We start from the raw sequence: 21,006 nt of genomic DNA, 5'->3' as shown, positions 1-21,006 counted from the left end.
CGGCCCGAAGCCACTCACCGGCCGACCACCGGCTGCCCAGCGGCCGACCACCGACCGGCAAGCTGCTAGCCATCGGCCGGCGGCTCCGCCGAGGCCCCCGACCGCCCCGAACCACCGCTTCCCCCCGATCCGGCCGGCCCGGCGGGCCGCTTCGACCCACCGGCTTCCCCACCCCCGCCCCGCCCCGTATCCACGATCCGCCGCTCCTCCGCGAAGTGGCACGCGGACGGGTGCGCCGCCGGACCGCCGGCCTCCCGGAACCACTCCGGCACCGCCAGCGCGGGCACCTTCTCGGCGCACACCGCCTCCGCCTTCCAGCACCGGGTGCGGAACCGGCAGCCGGACGGCGGGTTGGCGGGGGACGGCACATCGCCGGTGAGCAGAATCCGCTCACGCCGCTCCCGCGCCTCCGGGTTCGGCACGGGTACGGCCGACAACAGCGCCTGGGTGTACGGGTGGGTCGGGTGCTCGTAGATCTGGTCCTCGGTGCCGATCTCCGCCAGCCGCCCGAGATACATCACCGCCACCCGGTCGGAGATGTGCCGCACCACGGACAGGTCGTGCGCGATGAAGACATAGGACAGGTCGAACTCGTCCTGGAGCTGCTCCAGGAGGTTGACGACCTGCGCCTGTACGGACACGTCCAGCGCCGAGACGGGCTCGTCGGCGACGATCACCTCGGGGCGCAGCGCCAGCCCGCGGGCGATGCCGATGCGCTGCCGCTGGCCGCCGGAGAACTGGTGCGGATAGCGGTTGATGTACTCGGGGTTGAGGCCGACCACGTCCAGCAGTTCCCGCACCTTGCGCCGCCGGTCGCCCTTCGGGGCCACCTCCGGGTGGATCTCGTACGGCTCGCCGATGATGTCGCCGACCGTCATCCGGGGGTTGAGCGAGGTGTACGGGTCCTGGAACACCATCTGGATGTTGCGCCGTACGGCTTTGAGCGCGCGCCCGGAGAGCCGGGTGATGTCCTCGCCCTTGTAGAAGATCTGGCCGCTCGTCGGCCGTTCCAGGTTGACCAGCAGTTTCGCGACGGTGGACTTGCCGCAGCCGGATTCGCCGACGATGCCCAGCGTCTCGCCGCGGGCCAGCCCGAAGGAGACGGTGTCGACCGCTCGTACCGCCCCGACCTGCTTCTTCATCAGGATGCCGCGCGTCAGCGGGTACAGCTTGGCGAGGTCGCGCACTTCGAGGATCGGCTCGGTACGCGCCGGGGCCGCCGTTTCCTTCTCCACGGTCTGCTCAGGCATCGGCGAGCTCGTCCTTCCAGAAGTGGCAGGCGCTGGTGCGGCCGGGCAGTGGCGTGCCGTCGTCCTCGGCGACCTCGTACAGCGGCGGCCGGTCCGTACGGCAGACGTCCTGGACGCGCGGGCAGCGCGGGTTGAAGGGGCAGCCGGGCGGGATCGCGACGAGGTTGGGCGGCAGGCCCTTGATCGCGTACAGCTCCTGGCCCTTCTGGTCGAGCCGGGGAATCGAGTCGAGCAGGCCGCGGGTGTACGGGTGGGCCGGCCGTTTGTACAACTCGTGGACGGGCGCGGTCTCCACGATCCGGCCCGCGTACATCACCGCGATCTTGTCGGCGACATCCGCGACCACGCCCAGGTCGTGCGTGATCAGGATCAGCCCCATGTTGTACTCGCGTTGCAGCTCCGCGAGCAGGTCCATCACCTGGGCCTGCACGGTCACGTCGAGCGCGGTGGTCGGCTCGTCCGCGATGATCAGGTCCGGCTGGAGCGCCAGCGCCATCGCGATCATGATGCGCTGGCGCATACCGCCGGAGAACTGGTGCGGATAGTCCCCGACCCGCTGGTGCGCGGCCGGGATGCGCACCCGCTCCATCAGCTCGACGGCCTTCGCCCGCGCCGCCTTGCGGGACATCCCCCGGTGCACCTCGTACATCTCGCCGAGCTGGGCGCCCACCGAGACCACGGGGTTCAGCGCGGAGAGCGCGTCCTGGAAGATCATCGCCATCTTGGCGCCGCGTACCTTGCGGCGCGCCTCGCGCCCCATGGTGAGCAGGTCCTCGCCCTTGAAGAGCACTTCGCCGCCCGTGACGAACCCGGGCGGCGAGTCGAGGATGCCCATCACGGCCTGCGCGGTCACCGACTTGCCCGACCCGGACTCGCCCAGCACGGCCAGGGTCTCGCCCGCGTCGACGCTGTAGGAGACGCCGTTGACGGCCTTGGCGATGCCGTCCCGCGTACGGAACTCGACCTGGAGGTCGCGTACATCCAGCAAGGGCCCCGTCCCACCGGTCCCACGGGGACCACCGGTCCCACGGGAACCACCGGTCCCGCCGACCCCACCGGGACCGCCGTTCCCTCCGCTACGACCGTTCCCACCATCCACCGATGTCGTCATCCGCCGTCTCCTCAGCGCAGCTTGGGGTCGAGGGCGTCGCGGACCGCGTCGCCGAGCATGATGAACGCGAGCACCGTGATGGACAGCGCGCCGGCCGGCCACAGCAGCATGTGCGGGGCGTTGCGGATACGGGTCGCGGCGTCGGAGATGTCGATGCCCCAGGAGACGGTCGGCGGCTTCAGACCGACGCCGAGGAACGACAGGGTCGCTTCCAGCGCGATGTAGGTGCCGAGCGCGATGGTGGCGACGACGATGACGGGGGCGACGGCGTTCGGCGCGATGTGCCGCAGCAGCATCCGCCCGTTGCCCGCGCCCAGCGCCCGCGCCGCCTGCACGAAGTCGTTCTGTTTGATCGTCACCACCGAGCCGCGCGCGATGCGGGAGATCTGCGGCCAGCCCAGCAGCACGATGAAGCCGACCACCGGCCAGACCGAGCCGCTGGTGACCACCGACAGGAAGACCAGGCCGCCCAGGATGATCGGGATGCCGAAGAACACATCCGCGATCCGTGACAGCAGCGCGTCCCACCAGCCGCCGAAGAACCCGGCCAGGCCGCCGAGCACGCTGCCCAGGAGGGCGGCGCCCGCGGTGGCGCAGATGCCGACGGTGATCGATGCCCGCGCCCCGTAGACGACGCGGGTGTAGACGTCGCGGCCCTGGGTGTCGTAGCCGAAGGGGTGGCCGGGCGAGGCGCCGCGCTGCGCCTTGGAGAGGTCCGCCTTGTAGGGGCTGCCGCTCGCGATCAGCGACGGCCAGATCGCGATGACGATCAGGAAGAGGATGACCAGCGCGGAGATGATGAAGATCGGGTTCCGGCGCAGATCGTGCCAGGCGTCGGACCAGAGGCTGCGGGCCTTGAGGGAGGGGTCACCGGGTCCGCCGCCCGGCCCCGGGGGCTTCTCCAGGGACTCGGCCTCGCTCATGGCGAGGTTGGCGGTGGCGCCGTCGCCGTGCGAGATGGCTTCCTTGGGAACGTACGGCTCAGGCATAGCGAATCCTCGGGTCGAGCACGGCGTACAGGAGGTCCACGAGCAGGTTCGCCAGCAGGAAGACGATGACGAGGATGGTCACGAAGCCCACCACCGTCGGCGAGTTCTGCCGCAGGATGCCCTGGTAGAGCTGGTAGCCGACGCCGTGGATGTTGAAGATCCGCTCGGTGACGATGGCGCCGCCCATCAGCGATCCGATGTCGGTGCCGATGAAGGTGACGACGGGGATGAGCGAGTTCCGCAGCAGATGCCGGATGATCACCCGGCGTCTGGGGAGCCCTTTGGCCACGGCCGTACGGACGTAGTCGGCGCGCGCGTTCTCGGCGATCGAGGTGCGGGTCAGCCGGGTCACGTACGCGAGGGAGACCAGCGCCAGGACGAGGCCGGGCAGCAGGAGTTCGCCCAGGGGCGCCTCGGGGGCCACGGAGGCCGCGGCCGTCTCCCATTTCACGCCGAACACGTACTGGAGGAGGTAGCCGCTGACGAACGTCGGGACGGAGACGACGATCAGGGTCAGCAGCAGTACGGTCGTGTCCACCGCGCGCCCGCGCCGCAGCCCGCTGAAGACGCCGAGCACGATGCCGATGACCATCTCCAGGACGATCGCCACGAGGGTGAGCCGCAACGTCACGGGGAAGGCGGTGCCCATCAGCTCGGTGACCTTCTGGCCGTTGAAGGCGGTGCCGAAGTTCCCTTGCAGCACCTGCCCCATGTAGTGCAGGTACTGCTTCCACAGCGGCTCGTCGAGGTAGAGGTCCTTGCGGATCTGGGCGGCGGTGGCGGGGTCGGGCGCCTTGTCGCCGAAGAGGGCGGCGACGGGGTCGCCCAGCGCGTACACCATGAAGAAGATCAGGAACGTGCTGCCGATGAACACCGGGATCATCTGAAGCAGCCGCCGGATCACATAGCGTCCCATGGGGGCTCCGGGGGTGGTGGGAGGGGATGGCCCGGTGGGCGGTGCGGCCCGCCGGACCCCTGGCTGCCTGCGGTCAGTTGACCTTGATCTCGTTGTAGACCGGGACGCTGAACTGGTTCAGCGCGACGTTGCTGATGCTCTCGGAGTAGCCCGCGCTGCCGTTCTGGTACCAGAGCGGGATCACCGGCATCTGGTCGGCGAGCACCTTCTCCGCGTCCTGGAAGTCGGACACCGCCTTCGCCTTGTCGCTTTCGCCGTTCGCCTTGTCCACCAGCCGGTCGAACTCCGGGTCGCTGAACTTCCCGTCGTTGGAGGAGGCGTCGGTGTAGTAGAGGGGCTGGAGGAAGTCCTGGATGAGGGGGTAGTCCATCTGCCAGCCGGCCCGGAAGGGGCCGGTCATCTGGTGTCCGCCGAGCTTGTTGCGGAAGTCCGCGAACGTGCCGATCGGGTTGACCGTGCACGCCTTCTCGCTGTCGAGGACGTTGTTGATGCTGTTGCAGACCGCGTCCATCCACACCCGGTGCGAGCCCGTGTCGACGTTGGAGGTGACGGTCACCTTGCCGCCCGGCAGCCCGCCGCCCTCGGCGATCAGCCGCTTCGCCCGGGCGGGGTCGTACGAGCAGGCGCTTCCGCACAGCCCCGGCTTGTAGCCGCCCTCGGCCCTGAGCACCGGCGAGGTCCAGTCCGTGGCCGGGACCCGGGTCTTCTGGAAGATCTCGTCGGTGATCTGCTTGCGGTTGATGGCCATGGACAGGCCCTTGCGGACCTTCGCCATGCCGCTCTTGGACCACCCCTTGTCATACATCGGGAAGGCCAGCGTCTGGACGATGCCGGCGGGCTGGTTGATGTAGCGGTCGCCCAGGTCGGCCTTGACGTTCCTGAGCTGCTGGGCCGGGATGTCGTCGGCGAGGTCGAGGTTGCCGGCCTGGAGGTCGGTGTAGGCGGTGTTGTTGTCGGTGTAGACCCGCAGCTCGACGCCGTTGTTCCGGGCCTTGTCGGGCCCCGGGTACGCGTCCCACTTGGCGAGCCGCATCACGGTGCCCTTGTCGTACGAGCGCACGGTGTACGGGCCGTTGCCGATCGGCTTCTTGATCCAGCCGTCGTGGTCGTCGAAGAACGCCTTCGGCAGCGGCGAGAACGCGGCGTAGCCCAGGGTGTCGGGCCAGGTGGAGAACTTCTGGTTGAGCTTGACCGTGAACGTCCGGTCGTCCTTGACCGCCAGCCCGGAGAGCGTCTTGGCGCTCGGGCTCCCCGAGTCCGGGTGGACCTTGTCGTAGCCGTCGATGTACTGGAAGAAGGACGCGTTCTTCTGCTCGTTGCCGATCGCCGCCCCGTAGTTCCAGGCGTCCACGAAGGAGTGCGCCGTGACCTTCTCGCCGTTGCTGAAGGACCAGCCGTCCTTGATGGTGACGGTGAAGTGCTGCTGGTCCTCGGTCTCGATCCGGTCGGCGATGACGTCGACGGCCTCGCCGGTCTTCGGGTCGTACCGCTTCAGCCCCCGGAAGATCATGTCCAGCACCTTGCCGCCCTGGACCTCGTTGGTGTTCGCGGGCTCCAGCGGATTCTGCGGATCACCCCATGACGCCCGTACGGCCCCGCCCTTTCCCACGCTCCTGCCGCCCCCGCAGCCCGCCGCGGCCAGGGCGACGACGACCATCACCCATACGGCCCACTTGGCGCGCGTGGCTCCGCGCATGAAGTGCCTCCTCCGGGTCCCAGGACTCGCTTAGGCCCAAATAAGACCCCATGTGGTTACGCGCTGCATCTTGGTGGATGCCGTACGTGGGCGATCGCTCGCGGAAACCCCCCGTACGCGTGAGGCGGGGACGTGGGGCCGGTTTTCGGGGGCGGTGAGGGGCCAGTGTGCTGCCGTGGTGGCGCCATTGGGTGCCGCGCGGCGCCGCTGAGGGAGTCGGAAGGGTTACGGCACCGCGTGGCGCCACATTGGCGCGAAGGTGGAGCCGAGATGAATCCGCAGATCAAAGCGGGTCGAGGGGTGGGCGGTCCACATTCACCCTTGGGTGGGGTTGCGGGTGACGCCACGATGGTGCCACTATGGCGTCACCGACATCGGCGGCGACGCCACGACGATGAAGAAGGACGGGACCTCATGCCCTCCCCTGTCACGCCCGCGCCCACACCCCCCTCCGCGCTCAGGCGCGCTACCGACCCCTCGCCCACGTCCGGGCACGACAGGGGCCGGCGGCACCAGCAGGCCGGCCGGCGGCAGGGCAGCCGGCAGCGGGCCGATCAGCGGCTCGCCGTCCAGCAGCAGGACGTCGAGCGGCGGCCGGCCGCGGTGTCCGCCGCCGACCTGCGGAAGTCGTACGGCGACAAGACCGTCCTCGACGGGATCGACCTGCGGATACCGGCGGGCACCGTGTTCGCGCTGCTGGGGCCGAACGGCGCGGGCAAGACAACGACGGTGCAGATCCTGTCCACGCTCATCGCGGCCGACGGCGGGCAGGCCCAGGTGGCGGGGCACGACGTGGCGACGGCACCGGACGGCGTACGGGCGGCGATCGGCGTCACGGGGCAGTTCGCCGCGCTGGACGACCTGCTCACCGCCGAGGAGAACCTGCTCCTCATGGCCGACCTGCTGCGCCTGGGCAAGCGCGAAGGGCGCGCCAGGGCCCGGGAGTTGCTGGAGCGGTTCGAGATCGCGGACGTCGCGCACAAGCGGGCCGCGTTCTTCTCCGGCGGCATGCGGCGCCGCCTCGACATCGCCATGACGCTGGTCGGCGACCCCGAGGTGATCTTCCTCGACGAGCCGACGACGGGGCTCGACCCGCGCAGCCGCCGCACGATGTGGGAGACCGTGCGGTCGCTGGTCGCCGGGGGCGTCACGGTCTTCCTCACCACGCAATACCTGGAGGAGGCCGACCAGTTGGCGGACCGGATAGCGGTCCTCGACGGCGGGCGGATCGTCGCCGAGGGCACCGCCGACGAGCTCAAGGCCCAGATACCCGGCAGCCATGTGCGCCTGCGGTTCACCGGCCCCGAGGAGTACGGGCGGGCTGCCGCCGCATTCCCCGAAGCGGCCCGCGACGACGAGGAGTTGGCGCTGCGCGTGGCGGGCGACGGCGGGCTCGACGCGCTGCGCGCCCTGCTCGACCGGCTCGACGGGGCCGGCGTCCGCGCCGCCGACCTCTCCGTGCACACCCCCGACCTCGACGACGTGTTCCTCGCCCTGACCGGCGACGGTGCCAACGGCAGGGCCCCGAGTACCGGGGCTGGCACCGCCACCGGGGCTGGCACCGGCGCTGGCGCTGGCACTGGCACTGGCACTGGCACTGGCATCAACGAAACCGACCCCGACACCGCGCCCAGCGCGAAGGAGACCCAGCGATGAGCACGCTCACCTATGCCGTGCACGACTCGATGACGATGCTGCGGCGAAATTTGAAGCACGCGATCCGCTATCCGTCCGTGGGCCTCGGCAGCGCCATGACGCCGATCCTGATGCTGCTGCTGTTCGTGTACGCCTTCGGGGACTCGATCGGTGCCGGCATGGGCGGCGGCCGGGACGCGTATCTGAACTATCTGACGCCCGGCATCATCATCATGGGCGTGGCCGCCGGCTCGATGTCCACCTCGATCGCGGTCTGTTCGGACATGACCGAAGGCATCATCAACCGCTTCCGCACCATGAACATCACGCGCTCGTCCTTCATGACCGGGCATGTCCTGGGGAGCGTCGTCCAGACGATGGTGAGCGCCGTGCCGGTCGTCGGCGTCGCCTTCGCCGTCGGCTTCCGGTCCGACGCGACCCCGCTGGAGTGGCTGGCCGCGGCCGGCCTCCTCGCCGCCATCGCCTTCTCGGTGACCTGGCTCTCCGTGGCGCTCGGCCTGATCTCCAAGACCGTCGAGTCCGCGAGCAACAAACCGCTGCTCATCCAGTTCCTGCCGTTCCTCGGCTCGGCATTCGTTCCGGCCGACTCGATGTCGCCGGGGCTGCGCTGGTTCGCCGAGTACCAGCCCTTCACCCCCATGATCGAAACACTCCGCGGCCTCCTCTCCGGCACCGAAATAGGCAACAGCGCCTGGATATCCCTCGCCTGGTGCGCGGCCATCGCTCTCGTCGGCTACGTCTGGTCCCGCTCCCTCTTCAACAGCACCACGAAGGGCTGAGGGCTGAGGGCGGGGCCCGGGGGCGTCGCGTGGCCCTGGGAGCGCGGAGGGCAGGGGTCGGGCCGGGCCGGGGCGGGGCGACCAGGGCGTAATCAGGGGCCACGGCGGTGAGCCCACGCGCACATGGGTTCTTCAGGGAGCGATCAGGGGGTGATGGCGTGTTCGGTGAACTGGCCGCAGGAGCGGAAGCCCAGGCGGCGGTAGACGGGTTCGCCATCGGGGGACGCTTGGAGGACCGCGATGCGGTGGCCGTGGTCGCGGGCCGTGTGGAGGGCGGCGAGCGTGATGGCTCCGCCGTAGCCGCGCCGTCGGTGATCGGCCAGGGTGGAAATGTTGTAGATCCCGGCGACGCCCGCGTGCAGGAACACCTCGGCCGAACAGACCGGACGGCCCTCCGCGTACCCGACGAGATAGCGGGCCGGGCAGTCAGTGGCCAGCGCCTGCGGGGCGGCTCGGGCGAAGAAGCGGCGGACGGTGTCGGCGGGCGGGTTCCAGTTCGCGGCGAGTACCGCGGCGTAGTCGTCGAGCTGTCCGGGCGTGGTCACGGGCTGGATGTCCAGCCCGTGAGCGGCGGGCGGGGGCAGGGTGTCGTCCAGCTCGGCCCACATGGCCGTCTCGCGTTCGGAGGCCGGCAGACCGGCCGCCGCCAGGCGAGCGCCGAGATCCCCCGGCAGCGACGCGGGCCCGACCCACCAGGAGAAGGGCCGCCCGGTACGGGCCAGCGCGGCGGCGGTCACGCTGATACGCGCCGGGGCGGTGGCGGTGCTGAAACGCGCCGCGGCGACGATGTTGAAGGTGTCGTCGTTCAGCCCGCTGTCGGCGACCAGCAGGTCACCCGTCTCGGTGACGGTCGCGCCCGCCATGCTCCGATGCAGATGACAGGCGTGTTCCGCCAGGTTCTGTTCCATCTGGTCCGGCAGGTCGTCGTCACCGAGCAAGGGAGCGTTCATAACCCCCGATCCCAACACGCCCCCACCCACCACGCACCCGATTTACCACCCGGCCGCCCCCGTCAACGTCCCCGCCCCGCGAGCCCTGGCCCCTCCTCCTATGAGCGCGGTGTGCTGCCCGAGCGGCGTGGTGGGCGCGCATCCGGGGCGGCGTTCCTCTGTCTGGAAGGTGCGCGCCGCCCGGCGGTGGCGCGTCGTTTCAGCTCGCTTGCTCGGGTGTCAGGACAGGCGGCCGCCGTTGTTGAGGCTGGCTGCTCGGGCTGCCGCGACGATGTTCTGGAGGGCTGTGACGTGTTGGGTCAGGGCGAGTTGGCCGGTGGGGGTGAGGGAGAGCCAGGTTCGGGGGCGCTTGTCGACGTAGCCCTGGCGGGTCTCGGCGTACGCGGCGGCCTCAAGGGTCGACGCGGCCTTGCTCAGGGCCGCGTCGGAGACCCGGCAGTGGTCCCGGACCATCGCGAACTCCGCCTCCGAGCACGCCGACAGGAACACCGCGATCGCCAGGCGCGTGGTGTTGTGGAACGCCTCGTCGAGGGCGGCGGCCGGGGGCCGGGGTGGTTCAGCGCTCATGCGGGCTGCCCCCGTCGCGGCGGTACCGGGGGCGGGGCGCGCCCCTCGTCTGGAGCCTCACCGCTGCCCCTGGTGCGCTGTTTCCTCACGTCCCTCACGCACTCCCCCGTTCTTCCGGCCGCGGGCGGACGACCGGCCGGCCGCGCGACGCGCTTACGCAACGGAAAGTCAACCACGGGGGCGTACGGGGCCGGGCAATCCTCGTAAACAGCACGGAAACGCGAACTACTCGGCAGGCTCCGCGATCAGCGCCGTACCGATGCGGCGGAAGCCGAGGCGCGCGTACATCCGCGCGACGTCGTCGTCGCCGGCCGACAGGAACACCGTCTCCACCCCGCGCGACCGGGCATCGGCCACCAGTACCTCTGTGACCTTCTGTCCCAGCCCGCGGCGGCGTGCCGACGGCAGCGTGCCCACGCCGACGATCTCGCTGACGTCCCCGACGGGCTGGTGCTGCCCGGCGCACAGGGCCGCTCCGTCGGCCACGGCCGCCGCCAGGCAGGTCAGTCCGGCGCGGATGCGGTCCGTTATCCGTTCCACCGAGCCGTCACCGGCCTGGCTCCGCACCAGCTCCGCCAACTCGGCGGCACCGGCCGCCCCCACGCCCGTACCGGGAGCGGCGAACGCCAGGTGGGGGACGGCGAGGGCGCTGGGCAGTGCCGGGTCCCCCGGCCGCAGGACCCGCACCGCCACGCCGTCGGCTTCGCCGGCCGCGGCAGGGGCCGCCGCCGCTGTCGGATCGAGCACCATCAACGGGTGCTCATGGACCACCAGCCCGGTCTGCTCGACCGCCGCCCTGAGCCCCGGCGTGGTCTCCGCGACCCACTCGAAGCTCTCCGGCACCGCCAGTTCCCGCTGCCTCGCCCGTACGCGGTCCACGTCGGCGGCGGTGACCGGCCCGCGATGGCCCGGCGTCGGCCGCGCGTAGTACGGCCACCCGGCCCCGTCCCCTTCCCGTACGAACAGCGTCAGCGGTCCGAAGTCCTCGGCCCGCGCCCCCGACCGGGGTACGGCGTCGTAATACCGCTCAAGCCGGGCCAGCGTTCCGCGGCGATCGGCCTTGTCAGCCTCGTGAGCTTCGTCCATCTTCGCCCCCACATCCGTCACCAGTCACGCCACTCGTCGGTGATCTCGTAGGGCTCCATGCCATTGCGCGCGGCGAGGGCCGGTATGTCTATGCCGCGTCCGACGAGCGCGCCGTAGATGTATTCGCACAGGTTCTCCCGGTCGATGGTGTCGAATCCGGGGTTCCCGTGTTGGGGGTCTTCGTTGATGTCGTTGAGCGCGAGCACCACGCGCTCGACCGCCCCCAGTACGTCGGCGTCCGCCGACGCGGCGGCCAGCCCCGCCACCTCGGCCTCGTAGGCACGGAAGGCGTCGTCCACGGCCTGGATCAATGTCTCGGGGTAGTACTGGGCCAACCTCGCGTCCTGCGGCGCCAGTTCGCCGGCCGCCAGTCCCCGTGCCTCCTCGGCAACCGCTGCGCGCCACCGCTGGGAGGGTCTTCTCATCGTCGCCATGCCCGGGAACATACTGGCGACCACTGACAACGGGCCGGTGCGTGGCCTCACATCCGGGCTCTCAGTACGTCGACCTCACAGCCCGGCGCGAACGCGTCGAAGCCGTGCTCGACCAGCCAGCGGACCCCGAGCAGGCTGCGCAGCGACCACCACGCGCGGATCACGTCGACGTCCACATCGGTGCCGTAGCCGGCGAGGACGTCGCCGAGGTGTTCCTCGTGCCCGAGCGTGAAGGTGGCGAGGTCGAACAGGGCGTCGCCCCGGCCCGCCTCGGACCAGTCGATGATGCCGGTGACCTCGTCGCCGTCGACGAAGACGTGGTCGATCTGGAGGTCGCCGTGGGTGAACACCGGTGTCCACGGCCGGATCGCGGCCTCGGCGACTTCGCGGTTGCGGGCCACCAGATCGGCGGACAGGACGCCGTTCGCCACGAGCGACTCGCACTCGCCGTCGAGTTCCGCCGCCAGCTCGCCGGGGTCCCTGCGGCGCCGCCCGGACCAAGGCGGCAGCGGCGCCTCGTGCAGCTTCCGGATGGCGGCGCCCGCCGCGGCCCACGCCTCCGGCGAAGCGGTCGACGGCTCACCGAGGCGGCCGAGCGCGGCCCCCGGGAGTGCGGCGATCGCGAGTACCGGCGGCTTTCGCCACAGGACCTCCGGAGTCGGAACGGGCGCCAAGGCCATCGCCTCGACCTCGGCATCGACGCGCGCCCGATCGGCGTCCACCTTCAGGAACACGTCGCCCACGCGCAGCGTCGCGCGCTCGGAATGGGCGACGACGACTTTGACCTCATCCATGACCTCATCCATGGGCGACCAGTATCCGGGTGATGATCGCCGACGTCGCGGGAATTCTCGCGTGCGATCGCGCTGTCCACCGGGTCCTCCGGAAACGGCGGCATCGGCGTTCGGTTCCGCGTCCGTGCTCTCAGTCGCCCCGCGCAGGCCGGCCACGCCCCGCTACGCGACGGAACGGGAAGCGGCTCCGGCGCGTCGTCCTTCGAGGGCGACCCAGGCGGCGATGCCGGTTCCGGCGACGGAGGTGAGCGTCAGCCACAGGAAGGTGGTGTGGAAGGCGTCGATGCCGGGCGTGCCGTTCTCGGAGAGGATCGCGACGAAGATGGCGCTGCCGAGGGCTCCGGCGACGCGCTGGAGGATGTTGATCTCCGCGGTGGCGTGCGACAGCAGCCGCTTGGGGGCGGTGGCGAACGCCGCGGACATCAGCGGCATGCCGGCCAGGCCCATGCCGATGCCGCGCAGGAACAGGATCACCTGCACCAGCACCATGTTGGCGTCGGCGGGCATGAAGACGAACGGCAGCATCGTCACGGCGCTCAGCGCCAGACCGGCGGTGGCCACGATGCCGCCGCCGTACCGGTCGGTCAGCTTGCCGCTGGTGCGCATGGTCAGCGCGGTGCCCGCGCCGAAGGACAGCAGCAGCAGGCCGGTGTCCATCACGCTGTGCCCGCGCAGCACCTGGAAGTACAGCGGCAGGATGATGACGCCGCCGAACAGTCCGGCCCCGGTGAAGAACACGGCCACGCCGGCGGCCGCGTACACGCGGTTCTTGAACAGGGTCAGGCTCAAGATCGGCTCGGCGCTGCGGCGGCTGCTCAGGACGTAGCCGACGATGGCCGCGACGCCGACAGCGAGCGAGGCGATCACCTGGGCCGTGTGGCCGCCGCCCGGGGCGCCGGCCTCGATGATCCCGTAGCTGAGGGCCGGTATGCCGACGCCGAGCAGCGCCAGGCCCCGCACGTCCAGCGGGGTTCTCGCGCCGCCCTCCAGCGGCAGGAACCTGAAGCCCAGAACGAGCGCGATCAGGCCGATGGGCAGGTTGATCAGGAACAGCCAGCGCCACGACAGGGAGTCGATGAGCAGGCCGCCGAGGGTGGGGCCGATCGCGGGGGCGACCACGACCGCCAGGCCGGCTGTGCTCATCACGCGGCCGAGCCGGCTGGGCCCGGCGATCTGCCCGATCACCGACTGCCCGGCGGGCACCAGCAGGCCGCCGGTGACGCCTTGCAGGATGCGGGCGATCACCAGCACCGTCAGGTTCGGTGAGACGGCGCACAGCACCGAGGCGACCACGAATCCGGCGAGGGACCACATCCACAGGCGCCCGGTTCCCAGGCGCCGGCCCAGCCAGGCGGAGGCCGGCAGGGCGGCTCCCAGGGCGAGCAGGTAGGCGCTGGCCACCCACTGCACCGAGGTGAGGGAGGCGGCGAGGTCGCTGCCGATGCTGTTCAGTCCGACGTTGACCAGGGACGAGTCGAGCGCGGCGATGAACGCGCCGAAGACGACGACCCAGGTCACCGTCCATACGTGGCGCGGGATCTCCGTGAGGCCGGAGTCGGCCGTGCTCGCGACATGCTTCTTCGTTATTTGCGGTATGACCCAACTGTAGGAGCGCCCCACAATTGATGCAACCTGCGGAATCCCCGGTAAAGTGCACCCATGGCAACTCCCACCACTTCCCAGCGCCCCCAAGCCCTGTTGCGCTGGCCCACCTACGCCATGGGCCAGCTCCGCCGCCAGGGCATCCGGATGTTGGACGAGGCCCTCCAGGAAGAGGGGCTGTCGACGCGCGACTACTACGTCCTGGTCTGCCTGACCGAGAAGGTTAAGCTGGCCCAACAGCAGGTCGCCGACCGGCTCGGCATGGACCGCAGCGACCTCGTCAAACTCCTCGACCGCCTGGAAGAAGCCGGCAAGGTCACCCGCCAACGCGACACGGAGGATCGGCGCCGGCACGTTCTGACCCTCACCGACAAGGGGCGGAGCGCCGTCGCACGCACCGAGGAGATCTCCCAGCGGGTCACGGACCAGTTCCTGAAACGGCTCACCCCCGAGGAACAGCAGACCCTGCACACCTTGATGCTCAAGGCTCTCGGCGAGTCGACCGCCGCAGACTGAGCTTGCCTCTATACGGCGCGCGATGCCGTACGGGCGTGACTGGGCGCCCCAGTTGGCACCGTTCGCCAACTGGGGCGCCCAGTTAGACGGCCCCCCGGCCGACGGTGCCGGCTTTGACGGCCCGCAGCAGGGCGCGGAGCGCGGCGGGGGTGGTGGCGATCACCTGAGTCGGGGCGTCGCTCTCGCGAAGGTGGGCCCCGCCGGACAGATCAGTGGCGACCTCGACGCACGTATCGGAACCTGGCTCGCTGAAACTGGACTTCTGCCACGTGAGCTGAGACATGTACGCCTTCCTAGAGCAGGGGGTACAGGAGCCGCTGAATCAGCCCCAGCGAGTCTTTCGCGACGTGCGCCTCCGGCAGGACTGTCGCGTCCAGCGAGGGCAGGGCCACTTCTCGCAGCCTAGCGAACCAGTCCGTGTACCTGGCAATAGACTCGGGGTCGCCCAAGTACAGGGACCTCTCGACGTGCGCCACGATGACCGTGCTGAGTTCCGGAGCTACCGGCTCGACCATCGTGAAGGACGTTCCGAAGCCCACCGCCCCGTCGAATGGCAGCACCTGGATGGTCACATTCGGCATCCTCGACGCCTCCACCAGCCGGAGGAGTTGGCCGCGCATCACCCCTTGACCCCCTATCGAGGCGTGCAGGGCCGCTTCATGGATAACCGCGTGAAATCGCGGTGCCCCGTCCCCCTCCAGAACCCCCTGCCTGCGCATACGGAACTCAACATCCAAGTCCTGCTCATGATGCGATGCCCGCGCATATCCGCCCCTGGCGGTGGCAGTTGCGTACTCCGGCGTCTGAAGAAGGCCCGGCACAAACATCGGCTCGTAGTTGAAGATGGCCGTGGCCTTCGCTTCGAGTTCAGCTACATCCATGAGGGAGGGACGCAGCCTTTCGCGATATTCGCTCCACCACCCCTTGCCTGAACTCCGCCCCAACTCCGTTAAGGCATCGGCGAATGGCTTAGTCGTACCACCTGCATCCTGCATGAGTATGCGGAGCCGTTCCTCCGAGAGGCCCGTACGGCCCGATTCGACGTTGCTGAGGTACGGCGGCTTCATCCCCAGGCGGCCCGCCGCCTCGGCGACGGACAGTCCGGCCAGTTCGCGGAGTTTGCGCACCTCCGCGCCGAACCGGCGCTGCCGGTAGGTGGGGTTGCTCCTGAGCCCCATACGCCCTCCCTGTTCACGAACCCGCTGCCGCGCGCGGAACTCCCGCTACCGCCGGGCGGGTTGTAGTCGTAACACGATGCACGCTACCTTAAGTATGGCTTCAGTCACAGACTGCACTCAACTGGAGGCTGCCATGCGCATGCCCGATGAGACCCACAAGCCCCCCGAGCCACCCAACCCCCACGAACCCTGGTCCTACGGCCTGTTCATCCCGCACGACCCTCGCGCGGTCGGGATCGTCAGGACCACCGTGCGGGCCATCCTCAAAGCGGCGCGGCTGCACTGCGTCGTCGATACGGCCGAGTTGCTGGTGTCCGAGTTGGCCACCAACGCGTACCGCTACAGCAAGACCGACGCGTACGTCAGCGTCGACTGGGTGCCGCACGATCTGCGGGTCGCCGTGTGGGACACCGGCTCCGGGCTGCCGCGACGGCACTCGCCGACCGGAGAGGACGAGCATGGGCGGGGTCTCGGGCTCGTACAGGCGTGTGCGGACGCGTGGGGGGTGCAGAGCCACGAGGGCGACCCCGACTCGCCCGGCAAAGCCGTCTGGTTCAGCCTCGGGACTTAGGCGACGCAGGCGACGTAGACGACGCAGGCTACATAGGTGACGCAGTCGGCTCGGTGAACGACACCGACGACGCGTTCGCCACGATCTCGATCTCGTCGCCGAGCGCCCACTCCGCCACCCGCGAAGCCGTCGCCGCCGGTACGCCCTCGCTGCCCGGGCCCGCCGGAATGTCGTACGTGGCGTGGGCGTCGTGCGCGAGGAGCACGCGGTAGCCGTCTTCCAGGGCGGCGCGGGCCGTCGCCAGGACGCACATCTCCGACATGACGCCGCAGACGGCCATGGAGCGCACGCCCTCCCCCGTCAGCAGTTCGCCGAGGTTCGTGCCGTCGAAGCCGTTGTCCTCCGTCTTGCGGACGACCTTCTCCCGCGGGCCGGTCTCCACCGGGAGGTACAGCTCCCAGCCCGGCGTCCCCGGCTCGTCGACCGTGCCCGGGGCCCCGTCGTTCTGGAGGTGGACGATCAGCGCGCCGGCCTCGCGGGCCCTCGCGAGGAGGCTCTTGAGCTGTACGAGCAGTTCCGCGGCGGCCGGTACCGCCTCGTCGCCCGTCATGAACGCCGCCTGGGCGTCCACCAGTATCAGCGCCTCCACCGGGCTCACGGCCCCTGCCCCCGCGGCGTTCTCCGTGATCGTCATGCCCTCACCCTAAGCGGAAGCCGTCGCGAGCGGCCTCCCGATATCGCGGTGCGCAAACGCGGGTGGGGCTTCCCGGACCGTAGATCCGGGAAGCCCCACCCGCGTTGAGCGGCCTATCAGACGACCAATGCGCTACGCCGCGCCCACCACGTCCTTCTCCTCCGCGAAGTGGCACGCGGATTCGTGCGCCGCCAGCGAGTCCGTCGTCGCGAACCGCTGCGGGATGGCCAGCAGCGGCTCCTCCTTGGAGCACTTCTCCTCGGCCTTCCAGCAGCGGGTGCGGAAGCGGCAGCCCGACGGCGGGTTGGCCGGGGACGGCACGTCGCCGGTCAGGATGATGCGCTCGCGGCCCTCGCGGGCCTCCGGGTCCGGCACGGGGACGGCGGAGAGCAGCGCCTGCGTGTACGGGTGCGTGGGGTGCTCGTAGATCTCCTGGTCGCTGCCGATCTCGGCCATCTTGCCGAGGTACATCACGCCGACCCGGTCGGAGATGTGCCGGACGATGGAGAGGTCGTGCGCGATGAAGAGGTAGGAGAGGTTGAACTCGTCCTGGAGCTTCTCCATCAGGTTGATGACCTGGGCCTGTACGGACACGTCCAGCGCCGAGACGGGCTCGTCGCAGATGATGATCTCCGGGTTGAGCGCCAGGCCGCGGGCGATGCCGATGCGCTGCCGCTGGCCGCCGGAGAACTGGTGCGGGTAGCGGTTGATGTACTCGGGGTTGAGCCCGACCACGTCCAGCAGGTCCTGCACCTTCTTGCGGCGGCTGCCCTTGGGGGCGACCTCCGGGTGGATCTCGTACGGCTCCCCGATGATGTCGCCGACCGTCATGCGGGGGTTGAGCGAGGTGTACGGGTCCTGGAAGACCATCTGGATGTTGCGACGCACGGCGTGCAGCGCGCGGCCGGACAGCTTGGTGATGTCCTGGCCCTTGTAGAACACCTCGCCGGCGGTGGCCTTCTCCAGGGTCATCAGCAGCTTGGCGACCGTGGACTTGCCGCAGCCGGATTCGCCGACGATGCCCAGCGTCTCGCCCTGGTAGAGGTCGAAGGAGATCCCGTCGACCGCCTTGACCGCGCCGACCTGCCGCCGGAAGAGGATGCCCTGGGTCAGCGGGAAGTGCTTGACCAGGTTCCGTACCTGGAGGATCGGCTCGCCGCGCGCCACCCGCTTGTCGAGGGCGGCCTCGACCTCGGTGGTGGTGCTGGCGTCGCTCTCGACCACGTCGGAGACGCTCGGCGTCGAGTCGGCCACGGCCCCGGCCTTCTTCTTCATCTCAGCCATGGATCGTCTCCTTCCAGAAGTGGCACGCGCTGCCGCGGCCGGGCAGTTCCGCGCCGTCCCGCTCCGTCACCTGGTGCAGTACGGGCACGTCGGTGCGGCAGACGTCCTGCGCCATGGTGCAGCGCGGGTTGAAGGCGCAGCCGGCCGGGATGTGCTGCAGGTTGGGCGGCAGGCCCTTGATCGCGTACAGCTCCTGGCCCTTCTGGTCCAGGCGCGGGATCGAGTCGAGGAGGCCGCGGGTGTAGGGGTGCGCGGGCCGCTTGTACAGCTCGTGCACGGGCGCGTTCTCCACGATCCGTCCCGCGTACATCACCGCGATCTTGTCGGCGACATCCGCGACGACGCCCAGGTCGTGCGTGATCAGGATCAGGCCCATGTTGTACTCGCGCTGGAGCTCCGCGAGCAGGTCCATGATCTGCGCCTGCACGGTCACGTCGAGCGCGGTGGTGGGCTCGTCCGCGATGATCAGGTCCGGTTCCAGGGCGAGCGCCATCGCGATCATGATGCGCTGGCGCATACCGCCGGAGAACTGGTGCGGGTAGTCGTTCACGCGCGCCTTGGCGGCGGGGATGCGCACCCGGTCCATCAGCTCGATGGACTTGGCCTTGGCGTCCTTGCGGGACAGGCCCTGGTGCACGCGGAACATCTCGCCGAGCTGGTAGCCGACACTGAGCACCGGGTTGAGCGCGGAGAGCGCGTCCTGGAAGATCATCGCCAGCTTGCTGCCGCGGATCTTGCGCCGCTCCTCGTCCGACATGCGGAGCATGTCGTCGCCGCGGAAGAAGATCTCGCCCTTCGGGATCTTCCCGGGCGGCATGTCGAGGATGCCCATGATCGCCTGCGCGGTCACCGACTTGCCGGAGCCGGACTCGCCGAGGACGGCGAGCGTCTCACCGGCGGAGACGGAGTAGTTGACGCCGTTGATCGCGTTGACGACGCCGTCGCGGGTGTGGAACTCCACGTGCAGGTCGCGGACTTCGAGCAGCGGAGCGCCCTTGCCGGCGGCCGGCTCGGGGACGTTCGCGGGTGTTTCGTTGGTGGTCACGTACGCCTCCCTCAGCGCAGCTTGGGGTCGAGGGCGTCGCGGACCGCGTCGCCGAGCATGATGAACGCCAGCACGGTCACGGTCAGGAAGCCCGCCGGGAAGAGGAGTACGTGCAGGGAGTTGCGGATCTGCGAGGAGGCGGTGGAGATGTCGGCGCCCCAGGAGATGCCGTTCTGGATGCCGATGCCCATGTACGACAGCGTCGCCTCGGCCGAGATGTACATGCCGAGCGCGATGGTGGCGACGACGATGACGGGCGCGATGGCGTTCGGCAGCACGTGCTTGAAGATGATGCGGCCGTTGCCGGCGCCGAGCGCCCGCGCCGCCTGCACGTAGTCCGCCTGCTTGACCGTGATCACGGAGCCGCGCATCACGCGCGCGACCTGCGTCCAGCCCAGCACGCCGAGCGCCAGCGCCACGGTCCACGCCGTACGGCCGGTGAACGCCTGGAGCATGACGAGCGAGCCGAGCAGCAGCGGGATGCCGAAGAAAATGTCGGTCAGCCGCGAGAGCAGGGCGTCGACCCAGCCGCCGAAGTAGCCGGCGAGGATGCCGATCAGGCCGCCGGCGACCGTCACGAAGAGCGTGGCGAACACGCCGACGGTCATCGAGGCGCGGGCGCCGTAGATCACGCGGGCGTAGATGCTGCGGCCCTGGCCGTCGTAGCCGAACCAGTCGGCCTCGAAGAAGTGGCCGAGCTTCGGCTTCTGCATGAAGTGCGCGAGGTCGCCCGGCTTGGGGTTGGTGCTGGTGAACAGGGACGGCGCGATCGCGATGACGATCAGCAGCACGATGATGATGCCGGAGACGATGAAGACGGGCCGCCGGCGCAGATCGCGCCAGGCGTTCGCCCACAGGCTGCTGGCCTGGGTCTTCTTGGGCTCCGACGGCTGCGGGGCGGTGCCGCTCTGGCGTGCCACCTCTTCCTTGGCGGCGTAGTCGCCCGCGGGGGAGGAGTGGCTCGGGCTCGTGATGCCACTGGTGTCAGACATAGCGAATCCTCGGGTCCAGAACGGCGTAGAGCAGGTCGACCAGCAGGCTGGCGACGAGGTAGACGACGACCAGGAACGTGACGAGGCCGACCACGAGCGGGCCGTCGGCTTGGAGGACTGCCCTGTAGAGCGTATTTCCGATGCCCTGGACGTTGAAGATGCCTTCCGTCACGATGGCGCCGCCCATCAGCGCGCCCAGGTCCGTACCGAGGAAGGTGACCACGGGGATGAGCGAGTTGCGCATGAGGTGGATGCCGACCACGCGGCGCTTGGGCATGCCCTTGGCGATGGCGGTGCGGATGTAGTCCGCGCGGATGTTCTCCGCGATGCTCGTCCGGGTCAGTCTCGAGACGTACGCGAGGGAGACCGACGCGAGCACGATGCCGGGCAGCAGGAGCTGGCTGAGGTCGTTCGAGTCGTTGACCGTCGGATCGATCAGATGCAGCTCGTTGCCGAGGACCGACTGGGCGACGTAGCCGAGCACGAAGACCGGAATGGCGATCACCACGAGGGTGACGACGAGGACGAGCTGGTCGACGAGCTTGCCCCGCTTGAGGCCGGCGAGCATGCCGAGGCCGATGCCGAGCACGATCTCGATGGCGAACGCCACGAGAGAGAGCCGGATGGTCACGGGGATGGCGTCCGTCAGGATGTCCGTCACCGGACGCTGGCTGAAGCTCGTACCGAGGTCGCCCTGGACCAGGTTGGTCAGGTACGTCCAGTACTGCTCCAGCAGCGGCTTGTCCAAGCCGAATTGGTGCTTGAGCCGAAGGACGGTGGCCGGGTCCGCGGCCTTGTCACCGAACAGCGCCTTCACGGGGTCGCCGGGCAGCGCGTACACCATCAAGAAGATGATCAATGTGGTGCCGATGAACACCGGGATCATCTGGAGCAGGCGTCGAAGGATATAACGCCCCATCGTTCCTCCAATGCGATCGGCGCGGCTGCCGCCGACC

Annotated in this window: 22 protein-coding genes; 4 read left to right on the top strand and 18 right to left on the bottom strand. The window is 69.7% G+C overall.

Annotated features, from left to right (window positions below; all coding sequences use genetic code 11):
* Positions 1-65 precede the first annotated feature (65 nt).
* The 5 genes from IF55_RS19475 to IF55_RS19455 form a co-directional block, all read right to left on the bottom strand.
* Positions 66-1,250 carry an ABC transporter ATP-binding protein gene (locus IF55_RS19475; RefSeq protein WP_078644718.1) on the bottom strand — a complete coding sequence of 395 codons (1,185 nt, stop codon included), beginning with the start codon at positions 1,248-1,250 and terminating at the stop codon, positions 66-68.
* On the bottom strand, positions 1,243-2,238 hold the full coding sequence (locus IF55_RS19470) for an ABC transporter ATP-binding protein (RefSeq protein WP_030878264.1): 996 nt from the start codon (positions 2,236-2,238) through the stop codon (positions 1,243-1,245). The genes IF55_RS19475 and IF55_RS19470 overlap by 8 nt, the downstream gene beginning before the upstream one ends.
* A gap of 134 nt (positions 2,239-2,372) precedes the next feature.
* A complete protein-coding gene (locus IF55_RS19465; protein ID WP_030878262.1) occupies positions 2,373-3,350 on the bottom strand; it encodes an ABC transporter permease in 978 nt (325 codons plus the stop codon).
* Positions 3,343-4,266 carry an ABC transporter permease gene (locus IF55_RS19460; protein WP_030878260.1) on the bottom strand — a complete coding sequence of 308 codons (924 nt, stop codon included), beginning with the start codon at positions 4,264-4,266 and terminating at the stop codon, positions 3,343-3,345. Before IF55_RS19460 ends, IF55_RS19465 begins: the two co-directional genes overlap by 8 nt.
* A 73-nt stretch (positions 4,267-4,339) precedes the next feature.
* Positions 4,340-5,962, bottom strand: coding sequence for a peptide ABC transporter substrate-binding protein (locus tag IF55_RS19455; RefSeq protein ID WP_030878259.1), 1,623 nt, complete (start codon positions 5,960-5,962; stop codon positions 4,340-4,342).
* A 414-nt stretch (positions 5,963-6,376) separates the two neighbouring features.
* On the opposite strand from IF55_RS19455, the gene IF55_RS19450 reads away from it, so the two are divergent.
* Both IF55_RS19450 and IF55_RS19445 read left to right on the top strand, forming a co-directional pair.
* Entirely contained in the window at positions 6,377-7,618 is a 1,242-nt protein-coding gene (locus IF55_RS19450; RefSeq protein ID WP_078644712.1) for an ATP-binding cassette domain-containing protein, read from the top strand.
* A complete protein-coding gene (locus IF55_RS19445) occupies positions 7,615-8,397 on the top strand; it encodes an ABC transporter permease (RefSeq protein ID WP_030878253.1) in 783 nt (260 codons plus the stop codon). The genes IF55_RS19450 and IF55_RS19445 overlap by 4 nt, the downstream gene beginning before the upstream one ends.
* A 143-nt stretch (positions 8,398-8,540) precedes the next feature.
* On the opposite strand, the gene IF55_RS19440 is transcribed toward IF55_RS19445, so the two are convergent.
* The 6 genes from IF55_RS19440 to IF55_RS19415 form a co-directional block, all read right to left on the bottom strand.
* A complete protein-coding gene (locus IF55_RS19440; RefSeq protein WP_030878250.1) occupies positions 8,541-9,305 on the bottom strand; it encodes a GNAT family N-acetyltransferase in 765 nt (254 codons plus the stop codon).
* 261 nt (positions 9,306-9,566) lie between these two features.
* On the bottom strand, positions 9,567-9,914 hold the full coding sequence (locus tag IF55_RS19435; protein ID WP_037963445.1) for a transcriptional regulator: 348 nt from the start codon (positions 9,912-9,914) through the stop codon (positions 9,567-9,569).
* A 225-nt stretch (positions 9,915-10,139) separates the two neighbouring features.
* Positions 10,140-11,000 carry a GNAT family N-acetyltransferase gene (locus IF55_RS19430; protein WP_048832231.1) on the bottom strand — a complete coding sequence of 287 codons (861 nt, stop codon included), beginning with the start codon at positions 10,998-11,000 and terminating at the stop codon, positions 10,140-10,142.
* A gap of 17 nt (positions 11,001-11,017) precedes the next feature.
* On the bottom strand, positions 11,018-11,434 hold the full coding sequence (locus IF55_RS19425) for a hypothetical protein (protein ID WP_030878241.1): 417 nt from the start codon (positions 11,432-11,434) through the stop codon (positions 11,018-11,020).
* 47 nt (positions 11,435-11,481) lie between these two features.
* The gene (locus tag IF55_RS19420) at positions 11,482-12,228 is read right to left on the bottom strand and encodes a phosphotransferase family protein (protein ID WP_030878239.1); all 747 of its coding nucleotides are present in this window, start codon (positions 12,226-12,228) and stop codon (positions 11,482-11,484) included.
* 162 nt (positions 12,229-12,390) lie between these two features.
* Positions 12,391-13,848, bottom strand: a complete 1,458-nt coding sequence (locus tag IF55_RS19415; RefSeq protein WP_157854296.1) for a DHA2 family efflux MFS transporter permease subunit — start codon at positions 13,846-13,848, stop codon at positions 12,391-12,393.
* Positions 13,849-13,887: 39 nt separating this feature from the next.
* On the opposite strand from IF55_RS19415, the gene IF55_RS19410 reads away from it, so the two are divergent.
* Positions 13,888-14,346, top strand: a complete 459-nt coding sequence (locus tag IF55_RS19410; protein ID WP_030878233.1) for a MarR family winged helix-turn-helix transcriptional regulator — start codon at positions 13,888-13,890, stop codon at positions 14,344-14,346.
* 82 nt (positions 14,347-14,428) lie between these two features.
* On the opposite strand, the gene IF55_RS19405 is transcribed toward IF55_RS19410, so the two are convergent.
* Positions 14,429-14,629 carry a DUF397 domain-containing protein gene (locus tag IF55_RS19405; protein ID WP_030878231.1) on the bottom strand — a complete coding sequence of 67 codons (201 nt, stop codon included), beginning with the start codon at positions 14,627-14,629 and terminating at the stop codon, positions 14,429-14,431.
* A 10-nt stretch (positions 14,630-14,639) separates the two neighbouring features.
* Positions 14,640-15,524, bottom strand: coding sequence for a helix-turn-helix domain-containing protein (locus tag IF55_RS19400; RefSeq protein WP_030878228.1), 885 nt, complete (start codon positions 15,522-15,524; stop codon positions 14,640-14,642).
* Positions 15,525-15,657: 133 nt separating this feature from the next.
* On the opposite strand from IF55_RS19400, the gene IF55_RS19395 reads away from it, so the two are divergent.
* Positions 15,658-16,095: an ATP-binding protein gene (locus IF55_RS19395; protein WP_245661252.1), complete on the top strand. Its 438-nt coding sequence runs from the start codon at positions 15,658-15,660 to the stop codon at positions 16,093-16,095.
* A 28-nt stretch (positions 16,096-16,123) separates the two neighbouring features.
* Here the strand turns inward: IF55_RS19395 and IF55_RS19390 are convergent, their stop codons facing one another.
* The 5 genes from IF55_RS19390 to IF55_RS19370 all read right to left on the bottom strand — a co-directional run bounded on the left by IF55_RS19390 (position 16,124) and on the right by IF55_RS19370 (position 20,969).
* Entirely contained in the window at positions 16,124-16,729 is a 606-nt protein-coding gene (locus tag IF55_RS19390) for an isochorismatase family protein (protein ID WP_048832190.1), read from the bottom strand.
* Positions 16,730-16,861: 132 nt separating this feature from the next.
* Entirely contained in the window at positions 16,862-18,013 is a 1,152-nt protein-coding gene (locus IF55_RS19385; protein ID WP_030878220.1) for an ABC transporter ATP-binding protein, read from the bottom strand.
* Positions 18,006-19,058, bottom strand: a complete 1,053-nt coding sequence (locus IF55_RS19380; RefSeq protein WP_030878217.1) for an ABC transporter ATP-binding protein — start codon at positions 19,056-19,058, stop codon at positions 18,006-18,008. Before IF55_RS19380 ends, IF55_RS19385 begins: the two co-directional genes overlap by 8 nt.
* A gap of 11 nt (positions 19,059-19,069) precedes the next feature.
* Positions 19,070-20,050, bottom strand: coding sequence for an ABC transporter permease (locus tag IF55_RS19375; protein ID WP_030878214.1), 981 nt, complete (start codon positions 20,048-20,050; stop codon positions 19,070-19,072).
* Positions 20,043-20,969 carry an ABC transporter permease gene (locus IF55_RS19370; RefSeq protein WP_030878211.1) on the bottom strand — a complete coding sequence of 309 codons (927 nt, stop codon included), beginning with the start codon at positions 20,967-20,969 and terminating at the stop codon, positions 20,043-20,045. The genes IF55_RS19375 and IF55_RS19370 overlap by 8 nt, the downstream gene beginning before the upstream one ends.
* Positions 20,970-21,006 lie beyond the last annotated feature (37 nt).

The sequence above is a fragment of the Streptomyces varsoviensis genome, from assembly GCF_000718635.1.
Lineage (GTDB): Bacteria > Actinomycetota > Actinomycetes > Streptomycetales > Streptomycetaceae > Streptomyces > Streptomyces varsoviensis.
This window is presented reverse-complemented; position numbering and strand designations above follow the sequence as displayed.